This window comes from Maledivibacter sp. (genome assembly GCA_025210375.1).
Lineage (GTDB): Bacteria > Bacillota > Clostridia > Peptostreptococcales > Caminicellaceae > JAOASB01.
Genome location: JAOASB010000041.1, coordinates 84,505 through 104,480, shown reverse-complemented (window position 1 = coordinate 104,480; position 19,976 = coordinate 84,505). Strand labels below are relative to the sequence as shown.

At 29.8% G+C, this 19,976-nt stretch carries 21 protein-coding genes; 4 read left to right on the top strand and 17 right to left on the bottom strand.

Annotation, left to right across the window (positions count from 1 at the left end; all coding sequences use genetic code 11):
- Window positions 1-431 precede the first annotated feature (431 nt).
- The 11 genes from N4A68_15135 to N4A68_15085 form a co-directional block, all read right to left on the bottom strand.
- Window positions 432-1,454 (bottom strand): DUF4062 domain-containing protein, encoded by a 1,023-nt coding sequence (locus tag N4A68_15135; GenBank protein MCT4565629.1) that lies wholly within the window; start codon window positions 1,452-1,454, stop codon window positions 432-434.
- A gap of 496 nt (window positions 1,455-1,950) precedes the next feature.
- Window positions 1,951-2,778 carry a DNA adenine methylase gene (locus N4A68_15130; protein ID MCT4565628.1) on the bottom strand — a complete coding sequence of 276 codons (828 nt, stop codon included), beginning with the start codon at window positions 2,776-2,778 and terminating at the stop codon, window positions 1,951-1,953.
- Window positions 2,779-2,832: 54 nt separating this feature from the next.
- Entirely contained in the window at window positions 2,833-4,398 is a 1,566-nt protein-coding gene (locus N4A68_15125; protein MCT4565627.1) for a ParB N-terminal domain-containing protein, read from the bottom strand.
- 177 nt (window positions 4,399-4,575) lie between these two features.
- The gene (locus N4A68_15120) at window positions 4,576-4,809 is read right to left on the bottom strand and encodes a hypothetical protein (GenBank protein MCT4565626.1); all 234 of its coding nucleotides are present in this window, start codon (window positions 4,807-4,809) and stop codon (window positions 4,576-4,578) included.
- A gap of 165 nt (window positions 4,810-4,974) precedes the next feature.
- Window positions 4,975-5,592 carry a hypothetical protein gene (locus N4A68_15115; GenBank protein ID MCT4565625.1) on the bottom strand — a complete coding sequence of 206 codons (618 nt, stop codon included), beginning with the start codon at window positions 5,590-5,592 and terminating at the stop codon, window positions 4,975-4,977.
- Window positions 5,593-5,788: 196 nt separating this feature from the next.
- Window positions 5,789-6,544, bottom strand: a complete 756-nt coding sequence (locus N4A68_15110; protein MCT4565624.1) for an RES family NAD+ phosphorylase — start codon at window positions 6,542-6,544, stop codon at window positions 5,789-5,791.
- A gap of 313 nt (window positions 6,545-6,857) precedes the next feature.
- On the bottom strand, window positions 6,858-7,004 hold the full coding sequence (locus tag N4A68_15105) for a hypothetical protein (GenBank protein MCT4565623.1): 147 nt from the start codon (window positions 7,002-7,004) through the stop codon (window positions 6,858-6,860).
- 90 nt (window positions 7,005-7,094) lie between these two features.
- On the bottom strand, window positions 7,095-8,399 hold the full coding sequence (locus N4A68_15100) for a hypothetical protein (GenBank protein ID MCT4565622.1): 1,305 nt from the start codon (window positions 8,397-8,399) through the stop codon (window positions 7,095-7,097).
- Complete coding sequence (locus tag N4A68_15095; GenBank protein MCT4565621.1) at window positions 8,375-9,214, bottom strand: hypothetical protein; 840 nt, start codon at window positions 9,212-9,214, stop codon at window positions 8,375-8,377. Before N4A68_15095 ends, N4A68_15100 begins: the two co-directional genes overlap by 25 nt.
- Before the next feature lie 444 nt (window positions 9,215-9,658).
- Window positions 9,659-10,741 (bottom strand): hypothetical protein, encoded by a 1,083-nt coding sequence (locus N4A68_15090; GenBank protein MCT4565620.1) that lies wholly within the window; start codon window positions 10,739-10,741, stop codon window positions 9,659-9,661.
- A gap of 291 nt (window positions 10,742-11,032) precedes the next feature.
- Complete coding sequence (locus N4A68_15085; GenBank protein MCT4565619.1) at window positions 11,033-11,359, bottom strand: helix-turn-helix domain-containing protein; 327 nt, start codon at window positions 11,357-11,359, stop codon at window positions 11,033-11,035.
- Between the two features lie 205 nt (window positions 11,360-11,564).
- Between N4A68_15085 and N4A68_15080 the strand changes: the two genes are divergently transcribed.
- Window positions 11,565-12,038 carry a hypothetical protein gene (locus N4A68_15080; GenBank protein ID MCT4565618.1) on the top strand — a complete coding sequence of 158 codons (474 nt, stop codon included), beginning with the start codon at window positions 11,565-11,567 and terminating at the stop codon, window positions 12,036-12,038.
- Window positions 12,039-12,495: 457 nt separating this feature from the next.
- On the opposite strand, the gene N4A68_15075 is transcribed toward N4A68_15080, so the two are convergent.
- The gene (locus N4A68_15075) at window positions 12,496-12,801 is read right to left on the bottom strand and encodes a helix-turn-helix transcriptional regulator (protein MCT4565617.1); all 306 of its coding nucleotides are present in this window, start codon (window positions 12,799-12,801) and stop codon (window positions 12,496-12,498) included.
- A gap of 130 nt (window positions 12,802-12,931) precedes the next feature.
- Here N4A68_15075 and N4A68_15070 point away from each other — a divergent pair, with 130 nt between their 5' ends.
- Together N4A68_15070 and N4A68_15065 are read left to right on the top strand one after the other, a co-directional pair.
- Entirely contained in the window at window positions 12,932-13,144 is a 213-nt protein-coding gene (locus N4A68_15070) for a helix-turn-helix transcriptional regulator (protein MCT4565616.1), read from the top strand.
- Window positions 13,145-13,302: 158 nt separating this feature from the next.
- Window positions 13,303-13,551 carry a hypothetical protein gene (locus N4A68_15065; GenBank protein MCT4565615.1) on the top strand — a complete coding sequence of 83 codons (249 nt, stop codon included), beginning with the start codon at window positions 13,303-13,305 and terminating at the stop codon, window positions 13,549-13,551.
- 142 nt (window positions 13,552-13,693) lie between these two features.
- Here the strand turns inward: N4A68_15065 and rlmH are convergent, their stop codons facing one another.
- Window positions 13,694-14,173 carry a 23S rRNA (pseudouridine(1915)-N(3))-methyltransferase RlmH gene (gene rlmH / locus N4A68_15060; GenBank protein MCT4565614.1) on the bottom strand — a complete coding sequence of 160 codons (480 nt, stop codon included), beginning with the start codon at window positions 14,171-14,173 and terminating at the stop codon, window positions 13,694-13,696.
- A 635-nt stretch (window positions 14,174-14,808) separates the two neighbouring features.
- Here rlmH and N4A68_15055 point away from each other — a divergent pair.
- Complete coding sequence (locus tag N4A68_15055; protein MCT4565613.1) at window positions 14,809-15,900, top strand: SH3 domain-containing protein; 1,092 nt, start codon at window positions 14,809-14,811, stop codon at window positions 15,898-15,900.
- A gap of 46 nt (window positions 15,901-15,946) precedes the next feature.
- Here N4A68_15055 and N4A68_15050 read toward each other — a convergent pair whose 3' ends face one another.
- From N4A68_15050 to N4A68_15035, 4 genes are all read right to left on the bottom strand, one after another.
- Window positions 15,947-16,756, bottom strand: a complete 810-nt coding sequence (locus tag N4A68_15050; protein MCT4565612.1) for an MBL fold metallo-hydrolase — start codon at window positions 16,754-16,756, stop codon at window positions 15,947-15,949.
- 169 nt (window positions 16,757-16,925) lie between these two features.
- Window positions 16,926-17,777, bottom strand: coding sequence for a two-component system regulatory protein YycI (yycI, locus tag N4A68_15045; GenBank protein ID MCT4565611.1), 852 nt, complete (start codon window positions 17,775-17,777; stop codon window positions 16,926-16,928).
- A 48-nt stretch (window positions 17,778-17,825) separates the two neighbouring features.
- On the bottom strand, window positions 17,826-19,346 hold the full coding sequence (locus N4A68_15040; protein ID MCT4565610.1) for a hypothetical protein: 1,521 nt from the start codon (window positions 19,344-19,346) through the stop codon (window positions 17,826-17,828).
- 21 nt (window positions 19,347-19,367) lie between these two features.
- Window positions 19,368-19,949, bottom strand: a complete 582-nt coding sequence (locus N4A68_15035; GenBank protein MCT4565609.1) for a hypothetical protein — start codon at window positions 19,947-19,949, stop codon at window positions 19,368-19,370.
- Between the last annotated feature and the right edge of the window lie 27 nt (window positions 19,950-19,976).

Here is a 19,976-nt window from a genome sequence, read left to right as displayed (position 1 = left end):
TCCTGACTCTTCTCTTTCTACATACCATGTTCTTTGACCCCGGTAGACCTTCTAAGTCTCACCATATCGACTTATCCGTTTTGACTTCCGTGACGTTAAACACGTCGTCATCTACAAAAACCTACTACTGTAGGGACACGACTGACGGGGCTGGATGTGCTTCAGGGATTACGGTCTCCCCTATGGTCTATAGAATTCTCTGTGTACACTTCACTCTGACTGTCGCCAGCCACAGCGCAACACTCGATAAAGGTGGTTGGCTAGACCTTGCCTTGCCAGAACTTTCATCTGGTCAGAAGAGCCAAGCTTTGCTTGGCGTACTAACATTTCGGATTAGCGACATCTATGCACTGATTCCGCAAAGCTCTACTACGTAAGTGCACTTGCACCCAGCGAAGGGAGTTTTGCTAATTGTTTTGTTATGTGAGGTCTTATTGAGAAAATGTTTTTCTCACCGCTCTTAATTTTGTCATTACTTCATCACCATATGGTGTTAACGTCCAGTAAGTATTGGTATCTTTGATGCTTCGACTCTTATTACTTTTTTTTATTAAACCTAAAGCTCTAAGTTGAACAATAACAGTGTCATAGGATGTATTATCAATATCATGAACTGTAGTTGGATTAGTATCTAAATCATTCTGGATCATATATTCTTGAACTTCTTTAGCGACATAATGACGTAATGCTTTTTTTAAATCATCTTTTGATGATTCATTTATCATCATCGGAGCAAGAATATAAAATATTTGATTCCAAGTCATATTAATACTCATATAGTTTCTAATTTCAGTATAATCTTCTATAATTACATCAATATTGAATTCATCTTCTCCTTGAGCTAATTCATCAGTTCCTTCCGGAGCTTTTGTTCTAGATAATTCTAATTGTTCTTCTAAAGATTCAATTTTATTCTTTAAACTAAGAATTTCACTGGCAGAATTCTCATTTGTTACTTTATCAGCTCTTACCCACCCTATGGCTGGATTATTTTTAATTAGGCTTATTAAACTTCTTGAGACTTTTGAACCTAACTCCATTGGCGTTTCCCAATATTTTACCATTTTTCTAGAAACTAATTTTCTAAATTCTTCCAATTTCAATTTACCTTCATCACTTTTTTCAGACTTACCAGCAACTATTTTATCTGGACTTTTATGTATAAACCCAATAATTGGCTTTCCACATTCTAAAGCATATCTATACTCCATTTCAGTATAACTTAATCCACTTGGCCCAATAGACCCATATCGTCCTCCTATTACAACCATGTAATAATCGCAATCATCAATTACTCTTTTTATTAAACTCCATTGATCTTCATTAGCAGCAGGAAATAACTCCATTCCAGATGGTATACAATCCAATTCTAGTAAAGCTTGTATAATTTCTTGTCTCTCTTCTTGTAAATCCTGATATGTTGAACTTATAAAAACTTGATATCTTTTATCCATAATAATTTCCTTTCTTAATAAGATTTCACCTAACTATGGGATTCATAACATATGTCATATTTCTTCTAATTCAAATTAATCACTTATTATATTAATTATACAAATTTTGTAAAATTCCTCTATCTGTTTTTATCAATACTCAATAAATTGTGTAAAAATGTAATTTCTTGCAGAAAAAACTCCTATGGATTAACAATCTTCATAGGAATATGTAATTAAACAATTATTTATTTTTTTACTACCTTCATAAAAATATCAAAACTCTTACTATTATTCCTCCAGGTATCCAAGTACTATAGACCGAACAAGAGACAGGTTTTTTGTCCCTAAATTTTATCTTTGCTATCGGTCTACTCGTACCGTTCAGTTCCCAATGCGATTTTTAATCCTTCCGTTTTGATAATAATAGTTCCGGAAACTGCTGTATTGGGTGATTTCCATTAAACAAGTATATAAAAACGGATACCTACCAGCACTGGTTAATATCCGTAAATCTTTATACTTTTAATAGATTGCTATATATCATTATTTCTTTTTCTTTTCGTTTAACCGTTGCACTGTATGAAATGTCATAGCATAAAGAATCCATCTCTGAATATATATCAACTATTTCATCGGCATTATCATATGTAATAATATAATGAGTGCGCATAGCCTCAATTATTTTGTTTTTGAGGTCAATGTGATCATTATGATTGTAGAAGTTTGTATATAATCCCTGTGCTTTATGATAATATGGAGGATCAAAGAAGGTAAACGAATTTGTTTCCATATCCTTTAAATAACTATTAATTAATTCTACAGCATCAAGATTATGTATAGATATTTTATTAGCGTATTTTTGTATTTCTCTTATCCTGTAAATTAGATTTACCTTATTAAAACGACAATCTAATTTATACTTGCCAGTTTGGCTCTGACCGCCTATAATACCGCCCTTTATAATTCCAGATCTATTTGTTCTATTTAAATAGAAAGTTGAAAATCCTAAAGTAAGTAAATCAACATTATCCTTATCTTTTTGATATAATCTCTGTTCCTGCCAATTTTCTAAATTAACAGGAGTCTCATTTATCAATTTAATAAATTCATCTGTATAGTATAAACAACAATACCAAAAAGCATATATTGATCTATCAAAATCATTCAATATTAATTTATCTACATCACCTTTAAAGAGTAAATTTAATGCAAGTCCTGCTCCACCAGCAAAAGGCTCCACATATGTACATCCTTTTAAATTATTATTATATATTATTTCCTTTATCATAGAATATAATTTTGCTTTACCACCTGGATATCTAAGCGGTGAGTAATTAGCCATACCAACACATCCTTTATATAAATAATAACATAATTATTAAACCTATGGCTAATTCTATATGGTAAGTAATTTTTCTATTAATGCTCTGAAACCATTATTGGCGATAGATTGTAAAACACTACCATCCGGTTGGATTAATTCTGGATGATGAACAATTAAATCTAGATGGTCTTTTGTACCAATGTTTTTAGAAACAACATTCCAACATCTTTCAAGTTCTCTATCATTACTAAATAAATTACTTTTATGATTATCTACATATTTAATTAATTTCATCAAGCCTGGAATTTCTCCCTTTGACTTTTCTTTTATACTTTTAAGTACATTTCGTTCTCTTAATAAATATAAAATAGACTGTTCAAGTAATGACCTCATTAAAAAAGCACTAGCTATTGGTATAGTCTTATGAAGTTTTTTTGATGATATCTTTTCTAATTCATTTATAATACATTGAATACCTTTATTATCTTGTTGTGAAAAGTCTATAGTATTCTTTAATTCAGCAAAAAAACAATTGAGATTATTACCGCTACTCTTCTTATCACTTATCTTTATATCTTTAGTCCCTAAGTCTGTTACATCATTATTTTCTGCAATCTCTTTATTATCTAATAAACTATCTTTATCAATAGTATCATCATCTTTATTATTTATACGTTGCATTGTATCTTGTGATTTAATAGGTTCTGTGAATTGTAGCGATTTTGTACTTGATTTAGTTTTTCCATAGACTTCCTTAAGCTCAATATCATCATTTTTTGATTCTTCCGTATCTTTTTTAGATTCAATTTCTATATTCTCTAAAGATGACATATCAACTTGTTGACATCCATCACTTTTATTATTGAGATTTAAACGTTCTTTCATTTCATTAAAAAATATCTCCTGGTTAACTCTAGCATATACACGGCTTACATTCTGCCCCGCTAATTCTGAAGCTATAAGCTGAATTCTCTTTTTAAAATCATATAAAGCTAAACTTGTTTTAAACTCTCCACCTTCATATACTAACTCTAGAAATTCTTGCCCAGGCTTCAAAAGAATACGTTCCCAATTAGTTTTACTTACCAAGTTAAAATCTCTATCACTTAATACGTTGTTTGTTTTGAGAAATCTATAGAATATTAGATATTTATCATTTTTATTATTTCTTAATTCAAAAAATCTGGCTTTACTAGGAGCATTCCACTTTATTACCCCTTTCCCATCCAACTCTCCGTTATGTCTTAATTCAACATAGTGTAATAGTTTATCCATTTCTTTTTCTTGATATGTATTTACTGAAATAGTATCATTAAAATTATCAGTTTTTTTAATTGAAGAAAACTTATTATACATCTTTAAATCAATATCTTTTATAATATCAGGGTTAATTATTAGCTTCATTGCTAACAATCTTCTATTCCCTTCATAAACAACATATGTATTATCTTTCTTTAGAACCGCTAAAGGTTCAATTAAGCCATTTTTGCCAATATCCTTAGCTAAATTATAAATTTTGTCTCCATAACCAGTTACCAATTGAGAAATCGCTTCTTTTTGGGTTTCTGAAGTTGTATGCCGTGGGTTTTCTTCCCATAACAATAGTTTATTAACAGAAACTTTTTCCGGTATAGGCATATAGGCTATCCTCCTTTTTTAAGTAATCTTGTATGATTATATAATATGCTATATTAAATCTATCTTACAATCAATATTACCTAGTATTTTTTGATATTTCACCTAATGTTCCTACAGTCACCAATGTGATTTTTTCTAACATCCTATTTATCATAAGTCATATTGTGGGCTGTTAAGTTAACAGTTAGCTAATAAATATAACAGAGTATCTTGAAGACAAACTGCTGGAATATCTACTACTATATAACCTGAATTAATTGTACTACCTATTAGGTTTTGCTCTTTTAAAATCTTCATTAATATTTCCAATGAAGACTTATTTTTATCTTTATTAGATTTTGTTAAATGTACTAATCCTGCAGTAAAATCACTTCTATTTGCAATTCTATTATTCCACTCTTTTTTATTCATAGTTATCACCTTAATAAATGCATTTCAGCTAACGTTCTCACAGTTCCCGACGTAAACATACTTAGGTTTTTCACTGATTTTGCTTATCAATGGCTACCTTATATCCAGCGAAATAGGGACAGAAGTTTATCTCTTGGACTGCTATGTTACATGATGTCTTAAACATTATTTTTTTAGTTTGTATTTAGCAATATTATTAGCTTTATCATATATAGCTGTTAAATAGCTATTATCAATAGCAGCAATAATACTGTCAAGCAATCCATCTGTTATTTCAGTTTTCATTAATTTGTTTGAGATATTATTTATTGAAGAGCTACTAGTAGCATATGAAAATATTCTCTCAAATAGTTCCCCAACTAATTTTATATCTGCTCCATCTTTATCTAATTCTATTACTATCCTCTTAGATTTTTTAAAGTTTCCTCTATCATATTCAAGTAATAATAGAACAGGATTATATGGATAATCAATTTCAAAATCACTTTCTAATTTATATAAAAATCTCATGTAAATCTCTTCATCAAAATAATATTCTTTTTCGTGTATCCTTATCTTATCTTTTCTTTTTCTAGATATATCTTCTTCTAAATATCCTGGCAAATAAAAGTTAATATACCTATCAGATTTATAGTTGAATCGATTTATATAATTTAATATATACTCTCTACATTTTACTTGTCTATAATCTGCTATTAGTATTCCAAATGTAACAGGTATATTCATGTTTTCACGGCGTTTAATTTCACTCACTAATCTTTCATAGTCTCCTAAAGGCCACATAATTCTCCTCCTTAAAGTTAATAATATACATTTTTCCAAATACATTAGTTTAATGCTCTGTAACGTTTCCACAGTTCTTCACGCTAATGGCCCGTACAATTTGGCGTCGACTTTACCCACCAACTATCTACCATTTATCAAGAAAATTTGGTGTCAAAGGCTTGTGTTAGAAACTGCTGTGTTAGGTGATAAACAATTATTCATACCAAACTGTATTTCCAACCTGTTTAATATCTATATCTAATTTTTTAATTTCAACAACATGTCCATAACAAATCTTTACCTTATCTTTATCAAATAAAACAATATTCTTGCCTCTCGAAGTATTCTTTGTAAAATATGAGTTATATAATAAACCATCATAACCCTCATTCTTAATTATCTCTGCAATTACTTGCGTTATAGAATAATCTGCCGAATTGTCCGTACTTAATATTGGAAAAGAAAATGCATTATTTATTTCTCCCCACAAATCTTCGGAAGAATCATTAGATAATACTAAATTTTTTTTAAAATCGATAATTAGTCCAGCTTTATATTGTTTAGTTAAATCTATTAATTTTAACTTTTGCTTAGGCTTAAAAACACAGCATGATACATCAAGTCCAGGCCAAGCTCTTACTTCACACATAGCAGTTTTCATATCAGTAGCCATATATAAATATGGTATACCTTTAGGATTAGCTCGTCCTTCATTAGCTATATTCTTTCTTGGAAACATTCTTAATTTTTCATATGGTAATATATCATAATTGCTTTCATCTTCTTTATATATGCATCCAACCTGACATCGATATAACTCAACATCTTGTCCAATTTCTATAATATGTGATTTTGAAATTTCCATAATTTCGTCAATAATACTATTTACTTCTTTAGAGTAGATATATCTATTTGAGTGCCTAATATTTTTTTCTAATACTTTAAACTTTCTTTTATCATACTCAACCATATAATTCTCTCCTTTCCTGTTTGTTATCTAACTATTATATCCTCAACATATGTCAGTAATATTACACTGAAAATATTAGAAAATTATCCTACTAATCATTTACTATATTAATTATGTAAATTTTGTAAAATCCCTCTATGTATTTTGTCAATATTTCATAAATTTTGTGAAAATACAATTTATTGCAAAAAAATTCCTATGATTTATAAATCCTATAGGAATTTCTAGTTAAAGAATTATTTACTTTTTAATACTTTCATCAAGATACTGAGTTATCACTCATCCAAATCCCAAAATACAAGCTTAACTAAATTCAGTACCATTTCCTTTTCCTTGCTTGTCCTACCATCATGAGCTTTAACATCTGTTTCATTAGCTGTTCATCTTGTGTTTTTACTAAATCCGTTAGAGAATAGTCTATGGTTACACCTAACCCATTGGTCAATTTTACAAGAGTCAAAAATGTAACACTTCTCTCTCCTCTTCCAACTTGTCTTAAAAAGGATGGGGCATAGTCTATTAAACTTTATATCTTCATTAATGTTCTAGATTAGTTTGATGCTCTAAAAATTATCCCAAAAACTAATGCCAAAATTAGTAAAATAATATTTTGACCAATAAGAATCATCAATCCTATGCACCCCATAAACAAAGATAGTGATGTATAAAATATTGCATTTTTACGAATTTCAGCTATTGATGATGCATTATAATAACTTAAGCTAAACCATTTTCTTATCCCGAAAACTGAACCTAGCACAGATGTAAACAACAGAAAATATGCAAGTGCAATTTTTTCATTATTATTGAATAATGCAATCCATTTATTCTTCAAATACTCAACTGGTATGCTCGAATATTTTTGAGAAATTAATATCATAAGTTTTGAGAAAGCAAATGATGATAGCACAACTGCAACGAATATGATTATCAGTTTTGTAAACCAAAGCTTATGATCCCGCTTCATGTACTTATGACTGAAATATTCTTCTAAAATTCTAATTCTCATTTTAGGCTCTAGATGAGAATCGTCATACATTTTATAATCATAACATTCACCCTTGGTTTTCGATCTTAGAAATCTTATTATTCCTGAACTTTTCGTTTTATCAATTGCATAAAAATCTGCAAATGTTTCATTTATAAACGAACTATATAACGACACTACTGTATAAGTAATAGTTATTATCACCTCATTCATCAATTCTATTGATCGATTTAAATAAGTTATACCAAGTAAATCAAATGCACATCCATACCTTTTATTTACTTGATTTTTTTTGTGATTAATTTCTTTTAGAGAGTTTTTAAAAGTAAAGTTAATAGCTTGAAATAACCAAAATCTATGATGGAATATTTCATGATAAATAAGTGATTTGATATTCTCAATTTTTTTATCATAAAATTCTTCTCCAATTATAAGTACCGATCTTTGACGACTAACTTCAATACTAATTTTTTCGTTCTCTTTTTTCGTGATATATACATCAATTTCACCACATAGCTCTTCTCTCTCAAGCACTTCAAATATAGGTAAATACTTAGTTGTATCATTATTCACCAAAAACAAGTTTTCAGAAATCTCTATTTTTCTGTTATGGTGTTTTAATGATCTATTTAATAGAAATATCAATAGAATAACGAATACAACAAAAATAATTAATTTTAAATTAGCATCGTAAACATGATAATATATAATAGAAATTGGAATAGAAATAAACACAGAAGGTATTATCAATAGCATAAACAAAAAAAATAGAAACAATAAGACATATATAATGTTGTTATAGGTAGCCGATCCTAGAATTGATTGTTTTTTTAGCTTATCCTTTATCCAACCTTTAAGTCTATCCATTTCCTCACCTCTTTAAAAGTATCATAAATGGCACTTTCGCTTTTTAAAATACAAATGTCACCCATAGTGTAAAAATCAAAGTCCTCATCAGAATATACGATTGCCACACAACTAATGTTTCTTTGTTTCCCATAGTATTTTCTCAACTCTCTTAACATATATTTTACGTCTTTTTCAATAAATCCTATTTTGCTGATACTAGACTCTCGAATTTCAAACATTACCACTTGACCACTCTCTAATTCCAAAATTGAGTCATATAAAATAGTCTCTTTCTTCTTAATCATCTTTATGTTCATGAACAACTTACTGTTGCCATATAATTGAGATAGTTCGTCAATGCTCTTAAGTACATGTTCTCTTTTTTCAATGTCTAAATGATTTCTTACAGGTTTAAGTAAATTTGATTTTAATTCTATTTTTTCGTTTATCAAATCAATGCTCTTATGCTCATCTACTTTATTATTACGATTAATTTTCTCTTGTATATCTGTTTTAACGCCATTTTCAAATCTGTAATTACTGCTTTTCATAACTATTGCACTTATACGTTCTAAGAAACGTTCTGAACAAATAAAGGTCCCCATGATTATAATTGCAATGGTGCTAGTTATTGAATTATTTAAAACCAATGCTATTCCAACAACAGCTAGAATTCCAAAGAGTTTAAGTTCAAGCCATATTTGAGGCTTCCTAATTTTCACAATGAAATACTCGATTACTATTAAAATTATAAGTACAATTAAGGCTATAACACCTGCTAAGTTAATAAATTCCTTCTTCATCTCAATAAATAGCTTTAAAAACTCATGCATCGCTACACCTCCAAACATTTGCCTAAGTATAATTCTTTGTTACTCATACACAAAAATGAGCACGTATGAACTTTAAAATTCAGTACTATTCGACAATAAAATAGCAATATCTAATCAAACTAAGTAAGATTATTTTGCCATAAAATAATCCTATACTTCAGCGACTCGCACTATGGAAAGTATATCATAAACCACACCAAATTATGAATCTAGCTTGAAATCAATACAAGCTTAGAATAGATATCTCCCTTCTACTCATTTTAAAATGCCTTCAGGATACTTTGTGACATTCACTATACAACACATCAATCGCTAATGCGCACGGGTCACAGGCTAACTATTAAACTTACTAGAACCTGTTCACTCTATCCAGCAATATCGGTGTCAAAAGGTTGTGTTGGGAACTGCTGTGTTATGTGCAGTTATAAACCTTCTAAGTAATTATTAGAAATCTTCAAACTTACTATTACTGGAAATTAATAAATTTCTTATAGCTTCATCTTTGATAGCCACATCGTATAATTCACCATTATAATTATTAACATTATCAATATGCGTATTTAAATCATCGAAAATTTCATTTATGAAGTTTTTATCTCCTAATAAAGAGTCAAAATATAATTTCATAATTCCATACACATTATTAAAAAATTCCTGGTCATCCATTTCCAACTTAGGAAAATCATTTAGAATATTGCTATAATAATGCTCAAGAATATTCATACATCTTACCAACGGATGTGGATGTGAATATTTCTTAGTATAAAATTTTATTTTTTTTATTGATATTGTAGGAATACCTTGATAGATTAAGCCATAATAGAATAAGTATTTTGTAATCATCATGCTTGCACATCCAGCGTAAAGTAAACATTTGAATTTATCATCAGATCGCTCTTTTAACCTTGTATTAGCTCTAAATACATACTTTAACACATTGTAGCATCCATATCTATCTGCATCAAACTCCCATGCATGTCTTCTAATATCAAATTTGTTTTGCATTACGTTTTCTTGAAAATAATAACTCTCTTTTCTTATTTTGCTACTATTAAATTGTAATATATGACGAAATTCATGACCTAAAGTAAATTTAATTGAACAATCTATCATAAATTTTCCAAAATCATACTCCTCATTCTTGCATAGATCAATATATGCTAAACCAATATTTTCCTTATTTATTAAGAAGGTGAATATTATTTTTTCAAAATATTTTGAATCAAACTTTTCTGTTAATAAAATGGGATAACTATTTGTAATACCTATGATATTGTATCCTTTTCTCTGCATAGCAAAAGCATTACATTGAAAACTATCTTTTAAGTAAAAGCTAAACTCATTAATATTGTGAACATCTGCAGATAATCTGTATGATTCAATGAACTCATTTTCAAAATACTCATATGTATCTTTAGTCTTACTATCTAAATCTAAATCCTTATAACTGAAAACATCTTTTATAACATTATGCTTTTTCAGATGTTCTTTATCAATATATATAACTCTATCTCTATTACCTTTCATTCTTTATATCCTTCCTAATCTTAGTTTATAATTGCACATAACTATGGTATTCACAATATATGTCAGTAACACTACACCGAAAACCCTAGAAAATTATCCTACTAATCATTTACTATATTAATTATGCAAATTTTGTAAAATTACTCTATCTATTTCGTCAATATTTCATAAATTTTGCAGAAATACAATTTATCGCAAAAGAAACTTCCTATGAATTATTAATCAATCTTCATAGGAACATCTATTAAATCAATTATTTGTTTTTAATACCTTCACCAAGATATTGAGTTATCACTCATCCAAATACCCAAATACAAGCTTAACCAAATTCAATGCCATTTCTTTCTCTTTGCTTGTCCTACCATCCATAAGCATTAACAACTGTTTCATTAACTGCTCATCCTCTACTTTTACTGAATCAGTAAGTAAATAATCTATAGTTACCCCTAATCTATTAACCACCTTTACAAGACTCCCAAGTGTAAGACTTCTCTCTCCTCTTTCTATTTGTCCCATATATGAAATTGAAATGTCTATATCCTCAGCTAATTTTTCCTGTGTAAGCCCTAATCTTAATCTTTCTTCTCTTATTCTGTTTCCTAAAGCAACATAATCCAATCGTATCCACTCCTTTACAAATACTATACTTTTTAAAGAATAGAAACATAACATGCTATACGAGTTATTTTTATTGACTATATGAGTATGTTATGATAGAATTTACCATATATTAGTATTTATAATACTTAGAGGAGTTTCACTATGGAAATATAAAAGATATACGCCTGTAGTAAATGTCATACTATCTGCTGTTTTTGTAATTTTGTTTTTAATCTCTATGCTTGCCTTTGCTTCATTCCACTACTATTCAGTAAATAATTACGCTTCTATATCTGGACCATTAGGAAACTTAGTAAAAGATAAACCATCACCTACCGTGGATTTAGAAACATATTTCCCTAAGAAAGATATGAAAAAGATTCTTTTCTCATTCAGTCCTAAAGGTGAAGTGATGTTTATAAATGAGGAATTCATTGTCAAACTCTCAAAACCCGATAAAGTTCATTATCTAAATTACTTGTATGCTGTAGATAGGAATATGAATTATACTCGCTGTGGACATACAGAAGGGTTTTACATATTGAGAAGTGACAAAATGACTAATATTTGTACCCTCAGTGGCTTTGTTACTGATGTTGAGAATATACTGTTATCTATGAAAAAGTTAATACCAACTTTTCAAGCCCCAAAGAGAGTAAATGTTACATATCTTTTAACACCTATAAAATTGATGTGAAGAATAGCGAATAAGAGTAAGTAACTTCAAAAAATTATAGATTTATACGTTAAGGAAATGCTGAAAAGACGGTTTTAAAATATTTGCTTTTTAAATATTTTTATCCTAAATGTTAGATATTTATAGGGGAGTGGTAGTGTTACGAGTAAAAGAAAATTATTTAAAAACTACAAAACAAATGAGAAAAACTAGGAAACATAAGAGGGTAGATGCTTAGGTGTCAAAGGCCGTTTCTATCGACACCACAATCTACTATATACTAATAAATAGATTATTTACATATTGACATAATTAATACATTATAATAAAGATTACCAAGAATATTATAGGATCATAAGCCCACTTTTAAACTTTCTATTTATTATAGCGAAGTCTAAAAAGTGGGCTTATGACCCTATTGTTTGTGAGCTTATACTTAGACTTTATAAGCTCAATATATTTTTCATAATATCACTCTTTATTTTTCCTTCATAGTTTTAGCAGTCAATCTAATAGCTTCTAATTGTGAAGGAGTGAGATTCTCGAGTTCTTCAATAACTTCATCAAGAGTTATTGTTTTTTTCTCAATCTCTTCTTGAAAAAACTCAGATAGGGTAATATCTAAGGCTCTACAGAGTTTTGAAACAACTTCAACAGTTGGTTGCTTTTTACTTTTTTCAATTTCATGTATATAAGTCGAAGATATTTCCGAAAGCTGTGATAATTTATAGACACTATAACCCTTATTATTTCTAATTATTTTTAATCTATTAGCCAAATCCATAGAATCAACCACCTTTGAATAATACGCTATAGTTTAATAATAGCATAAAAATTTTTAATTTATAATACTCTATAATTGTTGATTATAATAAACTATAGTTGTATAATATATTCAATAAGGAGGTTAGGAGATGATTAGAACAATAATACGTACAAGAATTACTACCCTTAGACAAGCTAAAGGATGGACTAAAAAACAACTAGCATTAAAAGCAGATATTTCAGTTACTTATATCGGTGAACTTGAAGCGGGTAAAAAGAATCCTACTATAGTTATTATTGAAAAAATTGCTAATGCTCTAGAAGTTGAAATCTCAGAACTATTTAAAGAAGAAATAATTTAGATTTAGGTATTAATACCTTTTTAATAAAACTGTCAATTAATTCTTTCAATTCAATCATGAACACAGGATGGATATATCAAAACAACAAAATGGAAATTATTTACTTGCACCTCTTATATAATGAAGGACTCGCAAAACAACGGATAAAGGTGATAAACATGAGCGATAGGAAACTTATGCTTAAGCAGATAGATATAACTTTAAAACAAGAAAAAATTTATCTTGAAAAATTCGATAAGCAATTAAAAAATCCAAATAGCTTAGACGACGATAAAGAACAAATTATTATGTTTAGACAGGCTTGTTTGGCTGCCATAGATAGGTGTAAGAAGGCTAGATTGAAGTATGGGGAAGATGCCATTGAAAGCAGTGAATATATTTCTGAGAAAGGCCAAGTTCAAGAATAAAAAGGATAAGTATTGTTATAGTATATATAATAGGAAATACAGTTATAGGATGAGATGGAAGAATACGATTCACATGATCATTTAATAGAATAGCTTTTAAGAAGAGACATCTAGAAAAAGATGTCTCTTTCAAAAACTCCAGTTACTTATGATAAGGTTCCCCCCGATTTATCCTAAACCCCCTATACACCTGCTCAAGCAATACTACCTTCATAAGCTGATGAGGGAAAGTCATTGGGGAAAATGACAGCTTGAAATCGGCTCTATTCAAGACATTTTTTGATAGTCCTAGGGAGCCGCCTATTATGAAGGCTATGCTGCTTTTACCTTGTATCCCAAGGGTATCTAGTTTTGTGGCAAGCTCTTCTGAGGTCATCATTTTTCCCTTTATATCTAGTGCTATCACGTAGGTTCCTTCTTTGATATTTTTGAGTATTCCTTGACCTTCTTTATCCTTTATATTTTCCATCTCTATTTCACTTAAGCTTTCGGGAGCTTTTTCATCTGGTACTTCTATAAAACTTAGTTTGCAGTATCTACTCAATCTTTTACTGTATTCACTGATTGCATTCTTAAAATATTTTTCCTTTATCTTTCCTACAGATATTATGGATATATTCATTTTTCTACCACACCTCATATTCTATTTTATAGAGAGTTTAGGGTAAATCTTAATTTATACATAGCAAAGCATCCCATATCTCCGGAGATTTTTGATATGTATAAATTAAAGTTTTGACTGGAATCTCTATAGATGTATTCGATTAAATGATATTACTTCACCACAAAAATAGCATACACAACTATACCTTAGATATGTGTATCTTTTATACTTCCTAGGCTTATCTTCTATGGCTTTAAATTATTATAATTCATATTATATCAGTTTTTCTTCAAAATTCATTGGTTCTTAAATTAATTACTTAAGATATAAGCATATTTGGTGGTATAGCTATTGGGATTTTAAAACTATATGTATAGGGTTTTCATAGTATAACTTAACTTATACATGTCAAAATATCCGATGTTTCTGGGGATTTTTGATATGTGTAAGTTGAAGTTTTGACTGGAATCTCTATAGATGGTTTTTATAGAAAGTAATTATGCAATTTGCTCACCTAATATTTACCTACAAATTTAATATATTCAAATTTATTTCTTTATCATTAAATTGAATGAACAATTTTTAAATGTTATAATATTAATGTAGTAGGAAATTATTACACAAGGTGCTATAAATTATGGAGGATACGAGAAATGAAATATTCTAAAACACTGCTCACCCTATCTTTAAGCCTTGCATGCGTGGCTTCTTCCACCTTTACAGTATTCGGTGAAGGACAGGCTCAAGGTGTAATCTTAGGAAACAATGTGAATATTAGACAAGCTCCGAAAACAGGCTCAGAAGTATTAACTAAGCTTTCGATCGGTGAAGAGGTTGACGTTTTATCTAATGACAGCAACTGGTACTTAATAGAAACTACTTCTAAAACTCAAGGATGGATTTTGAATGATCTTATTGCTGTGGATGAGGAAAAAGACCTACTAAAAAAAGGTATGATAACGGCTGATACTCTAAATGTTAGAAAAGAACCCGACATCGACTCAGGTATCATAGCTACTTTATCTAAAAAAGATGAAATAACAATAATCAATACGGAAAACGAATGGTATGAAATATCTGTAGACAAAGAAAAAAAGGGCTGGATACATAGGGACTATGTAGAGATCAAACCTAATTACTCTAGGGCAATAATCGTTGGAGATAACGTAAACCTAAGAAAAGAAAGATCTATTGACTCAGAAATCTTGGACACATTAAATATTGAAACTTACATATACATAAAGGATTATTTAGATGATTGGTATAATATCATAACAGCTAAAGGCCAAGAGGGATGGATACATAAGGATTATGTAAGTATTGTTTTTGGTGACAGCATAGAAAATACCGTATCAAGGGGTGCTAATAGAACTGCTATTAAAATTGTTCAAGAAGCAAAAAAATTGTTAGGCACACCCTATAAATATGGTGCGACTGGCCCTAGCCGTTTTGACTGCTCAGGCTTTACTGGATATGTATTTAAAAAAGCGGGTATTAGTATACCAAGAACCTCCAGTGAGCAATCAAAAGTAGGAAAAAAGGTTAGTAAAAGCAATTTACAAATAGGAGATTTAGTTTTCTTTAATAGCAACGGAAAGGGTACTAGGATATCCCATGTAGGTATTTATATCGGGAATGGAAAATTCATTCATGCTTCATCGGGAAGCAAATATAGTGTAATTATCTCGGATATAACTACTGGCAATTACAATAAAAGATATGTAAAGGCTAGACGAGTATTTTAACTAAAAATGCGCCCCCTGGGCGCATTTTTTAATATAATATATCTACTTAAAGGGGGTCTTGTATATTATATACCCTTCCAATTCTATTTCTATAGGTTAAATCTAAACTTACATCTACATCCACATGTATGTCATTCTCTTCTAAAATATTCTTAACTGTTTCATAGGCTAGTTCGGGAAAATTGTTTTCTTTGCTAAGATGGGCCAATAGTGCATACTTAACCCTTCCAGTTTTCACTACTTCTGTCAATATATTTCCTGACGTCTCATTGGACAAATGTCCAAAGTCCCCAAGAATTCTTTTTTTTAAGAACCAAGGATATTTACCAAACTTCACCATTTCAACATCGTGATTTGCTTCAAGCACAAGTAAATCACTATCCTTTATTTCATTAATTATATCATCGGATATGCAACCTAAATCAGTGGCTATACTAACCTTTGAATTATTATGAATAAAGGAATAGCCCATAGGATCACATGCATCGTGGGATATATTATAGGGATTGACTTTTATATCTCCAATAAGAAAAGGCTTACAGCCATTAAAAAGTCTAATATCCTTTCCTTTAACTGATCCTATCTTATCCTTCATGGCATCCCATGTTTTTTCATTTACATATAATGGTATATCAAATTTTCTCATCAACACCCCTACCCCTTTGATATGATCACTATGTTCGTGGGTAATGATAAGTCCATCGATTTTATCTCCTTCAACATCTATATTTTGCAAAGCTTGCATTATATATTTGCCACTTAGTCCTGCATCTATCAATAATTTTGTTTCTTTACTACCTACATATTGACAGTTTCCGCTGCTGCCACTTGCTAAAGAACAGAATTTAAGACCCATTAAGTGTTTCAACCTTTCTATAATAAATTTTTATAGTCCCATTAATATCACTATTATAGCAGATATGAAAATTACAATAAATCTTTTATATTTCTATTCCTCAAATATGCCCAAAGTAATTGGCTCTTTGAAAGGATATTGTCCTTCTACTTTTATCATCAAAGTAATTTTATTCATAAGCTTCCGCTTTTATATCTATATCTTCATCACTTTCCAAACGTATTCTCCAATAAAACAAACCGGATTTTTCATTTCCCTCATACCATTGTTCGTCAAATATTGAACTAAACTCCGGACTATTTAGTGAATATACTAATTTTATATCCGTCACTATAACTTCACTATCTTCTTTCTCTTTTTTCTCCCTTAGTTCGTCCATACCTAATAATAGGGCCTTAGTAGCAGGAATAACTTTTTTATTAATAGGCTTTACAGTTATTGACTTCAGCCATTTTCTCTCAAGGGAAAATACCTCATTATTTTTTATCCCAATCTTCATATATCCATCATCTAAAATTATGTCTTCATATCTTTGTTTATATTGTATTTCATATTCATCATTTTTTTGTTTAATATCCCAAAACTCTATTTCATCATTATGGAATCCCAGCTTTTTTATGAAATCATATGAGATTTTTTTTGCTGTTTCTTCTGTAGTCTCCTCGTTATACAATTCTATAGTCCTTTTCGTATAATTGATTAACTTATCATTCAATGAAACCTTTACTTTTTGTATATAATCTCTTTTTCCATCTCCAAAGACCCTAGCCTCTATCTCCTCTTTATTATAGGTTTCATATTCAAGTATCAATCCAGGAAGTTCAAATATATCCTGTGGCACACTGGCATTTACAATTATATTCTTTTTATTAAGAATTTTTTTAACATCATTAATTCTTTCTTCACTTATGCTATAGGAAACATTATTAGCTTTCCAGTCCTTAAAAACATAATATCCTAAAATCAGATTTGTAATTATAAAAGCAATTATAAGAATATTTTTAGCCTTTGCCCAATCCATAAATGCACCTCCTTCTTTTAAAAATCCTCGACTACATAAGTCGAGGATTTAATGAAAATATTTATTAGTACTAGTGTAGTTCGTACCTGTGTATAAATCAAAGTAATAAACTATATTATCAATAGTTATTTCCCAAACAGGTATGAGCTTATCTCCATATACATAATAAACTAAGCCTATATCTTCTATTAATGGTTCAATTTTAAAATCCTTAATTTTATCTTCTTCTACTTCATTTCCAGATAGCATTATATAATTATTCTTAATATAATTTTTGTTCTTTTTTAAAACCTCTGTGACATTAAGCACATTTTTTTCTTTTTCATCGTTTAAAATAGAAGGCCTCTCATTCCCATTATTATTGAGTTCCTGAGGGGGAAGCTTAACTATTCTTTTATATTCAATAATTTGACTGCCTACAATACTGACCTGTATTCCTTCATCCCATGCTATATCTGGAATAAATACGGGTAAACCCTTTAATCTGTAATTAAAGGTAAACAAATAGCCAGTTTTGTTATCCTGTTCAATGGTTTTATAACCAGATAAATATGCATTTTCTATATTTATAGGCCAATCAACATTATCGTCAACGAATTTGGCTGCATATTTCAAGCTGTCTATAAAGTCCAGATCATTTCCACTCTCATCTTTATTGGTCTTTTCAAGATATTCTAAAGTCCCGTTCTCATAAAATTTTAGAGCCTTTTCTCCATAGCCATACATATATATAATAGTACCATCTATTTCATTAATCTCTTTAACAAAGTCAAAGGTTCTACCAAAAAACTTATAGGCTATAGATTTTACACCGGCTTTATCTGAAACATCTATTTGATTTTTTGCACTGTAGGATGGAATATACTCACCGCTTTCATTAGAGAAAACTGGGGTAAATACATCTTTATCAACACTAGAGTAAAGGGGTAGAGATGAAATATAACCCTTTTCTTCACGGATTTCTCCAATATTTTCAATGAGCCTTCTGATCCTACTATCTGCAACATTGCCTTTAACTTTAAAATATATATTTTGGCTATTATTGCCAAAATATATATTGTTTATATCCTTTTCATTGGTAGCCAGAATAAGTATTGTATCTATGTCGTTTTTCATTTCGGGTACATTATTGTCTTCACTGCTAATAGCCCTTATAAAGCTATCACTAGGCATTTCACATGCAAAGTTCATTCTTATTGATTTAAATTTTATTATTTTTTTCCACTCATCGTAGTCCACTTCATTTATTTCAAAATCCTTTGTTAAATAGTCCCTAAGTACCTCCTTAGACGTCTCCCAAATGGATACATCCTTTGTATCTTCAGTAATATTCCATACCTCATAGGGTTCTGAAAAAAATGTAGCATAGTCTCCACCCCCAAAACTTATGACAAAGTCTTGGGGGCTTAATATATCTGTGATATCTATATCAATGTCTTCCAGTTCTATATCCTTTGCCGTCGAGATCATTCCCCCAAGGGGCAGATAAAACCATAACCTTTGTGTAAGAACAAAACTAACTGCAAAGAGCAAAGCTAATAATATAGATTTAAGGTTTTCTTTTTTCATCATATTTACCTCCCGCCTCTATTACTCTCCTGGCAAAAGGTCAGTAATATTTAAGTCTAAAAGATTTGGCAAAGTATTAAGGTTCTCTTTATTTACCACTTCTTCAGTCTTCTTTACTGTAAACTCAATGGTATCTATAGGTTTCTCTATTCCATCCTCTTTAAATATCATTCTATAATTTCCTTGTTCAATATCTTTTATATACTTACTAAAGTCAGTCTCTAATTCTTCATTAGGTTCAACCACTTGTGTAAATAATTCTGTAACCTCTTCTGTTTTTTCTGATTCATTTGTTTCTTCATTTACCTTCATAACCTTTGACACCTTGTAAAAACTCAAAGTCACAGATGTTTCTCCTAAAACATTTATGGAGATGGTAAGACTTTTGTCTGCAACCACTTCTTTTTTCTCAGAGCTAATTTGAGGACTAATAATCTGTATATCTTCTTTCTTCACCTTTGAAATTTTCATATCAACAGCTTCCGATTTGATATCTAATTGTTGTCCATCTATATTCATTTCATCCAGCGGTCCTGCATAAGCTATACCAGATGTAGTAAGCACTATTAAAACCAGCGTACCTGTTATTATCTTCTTAAACATACCTAGGCCTCCCAGCATAATCCTTCC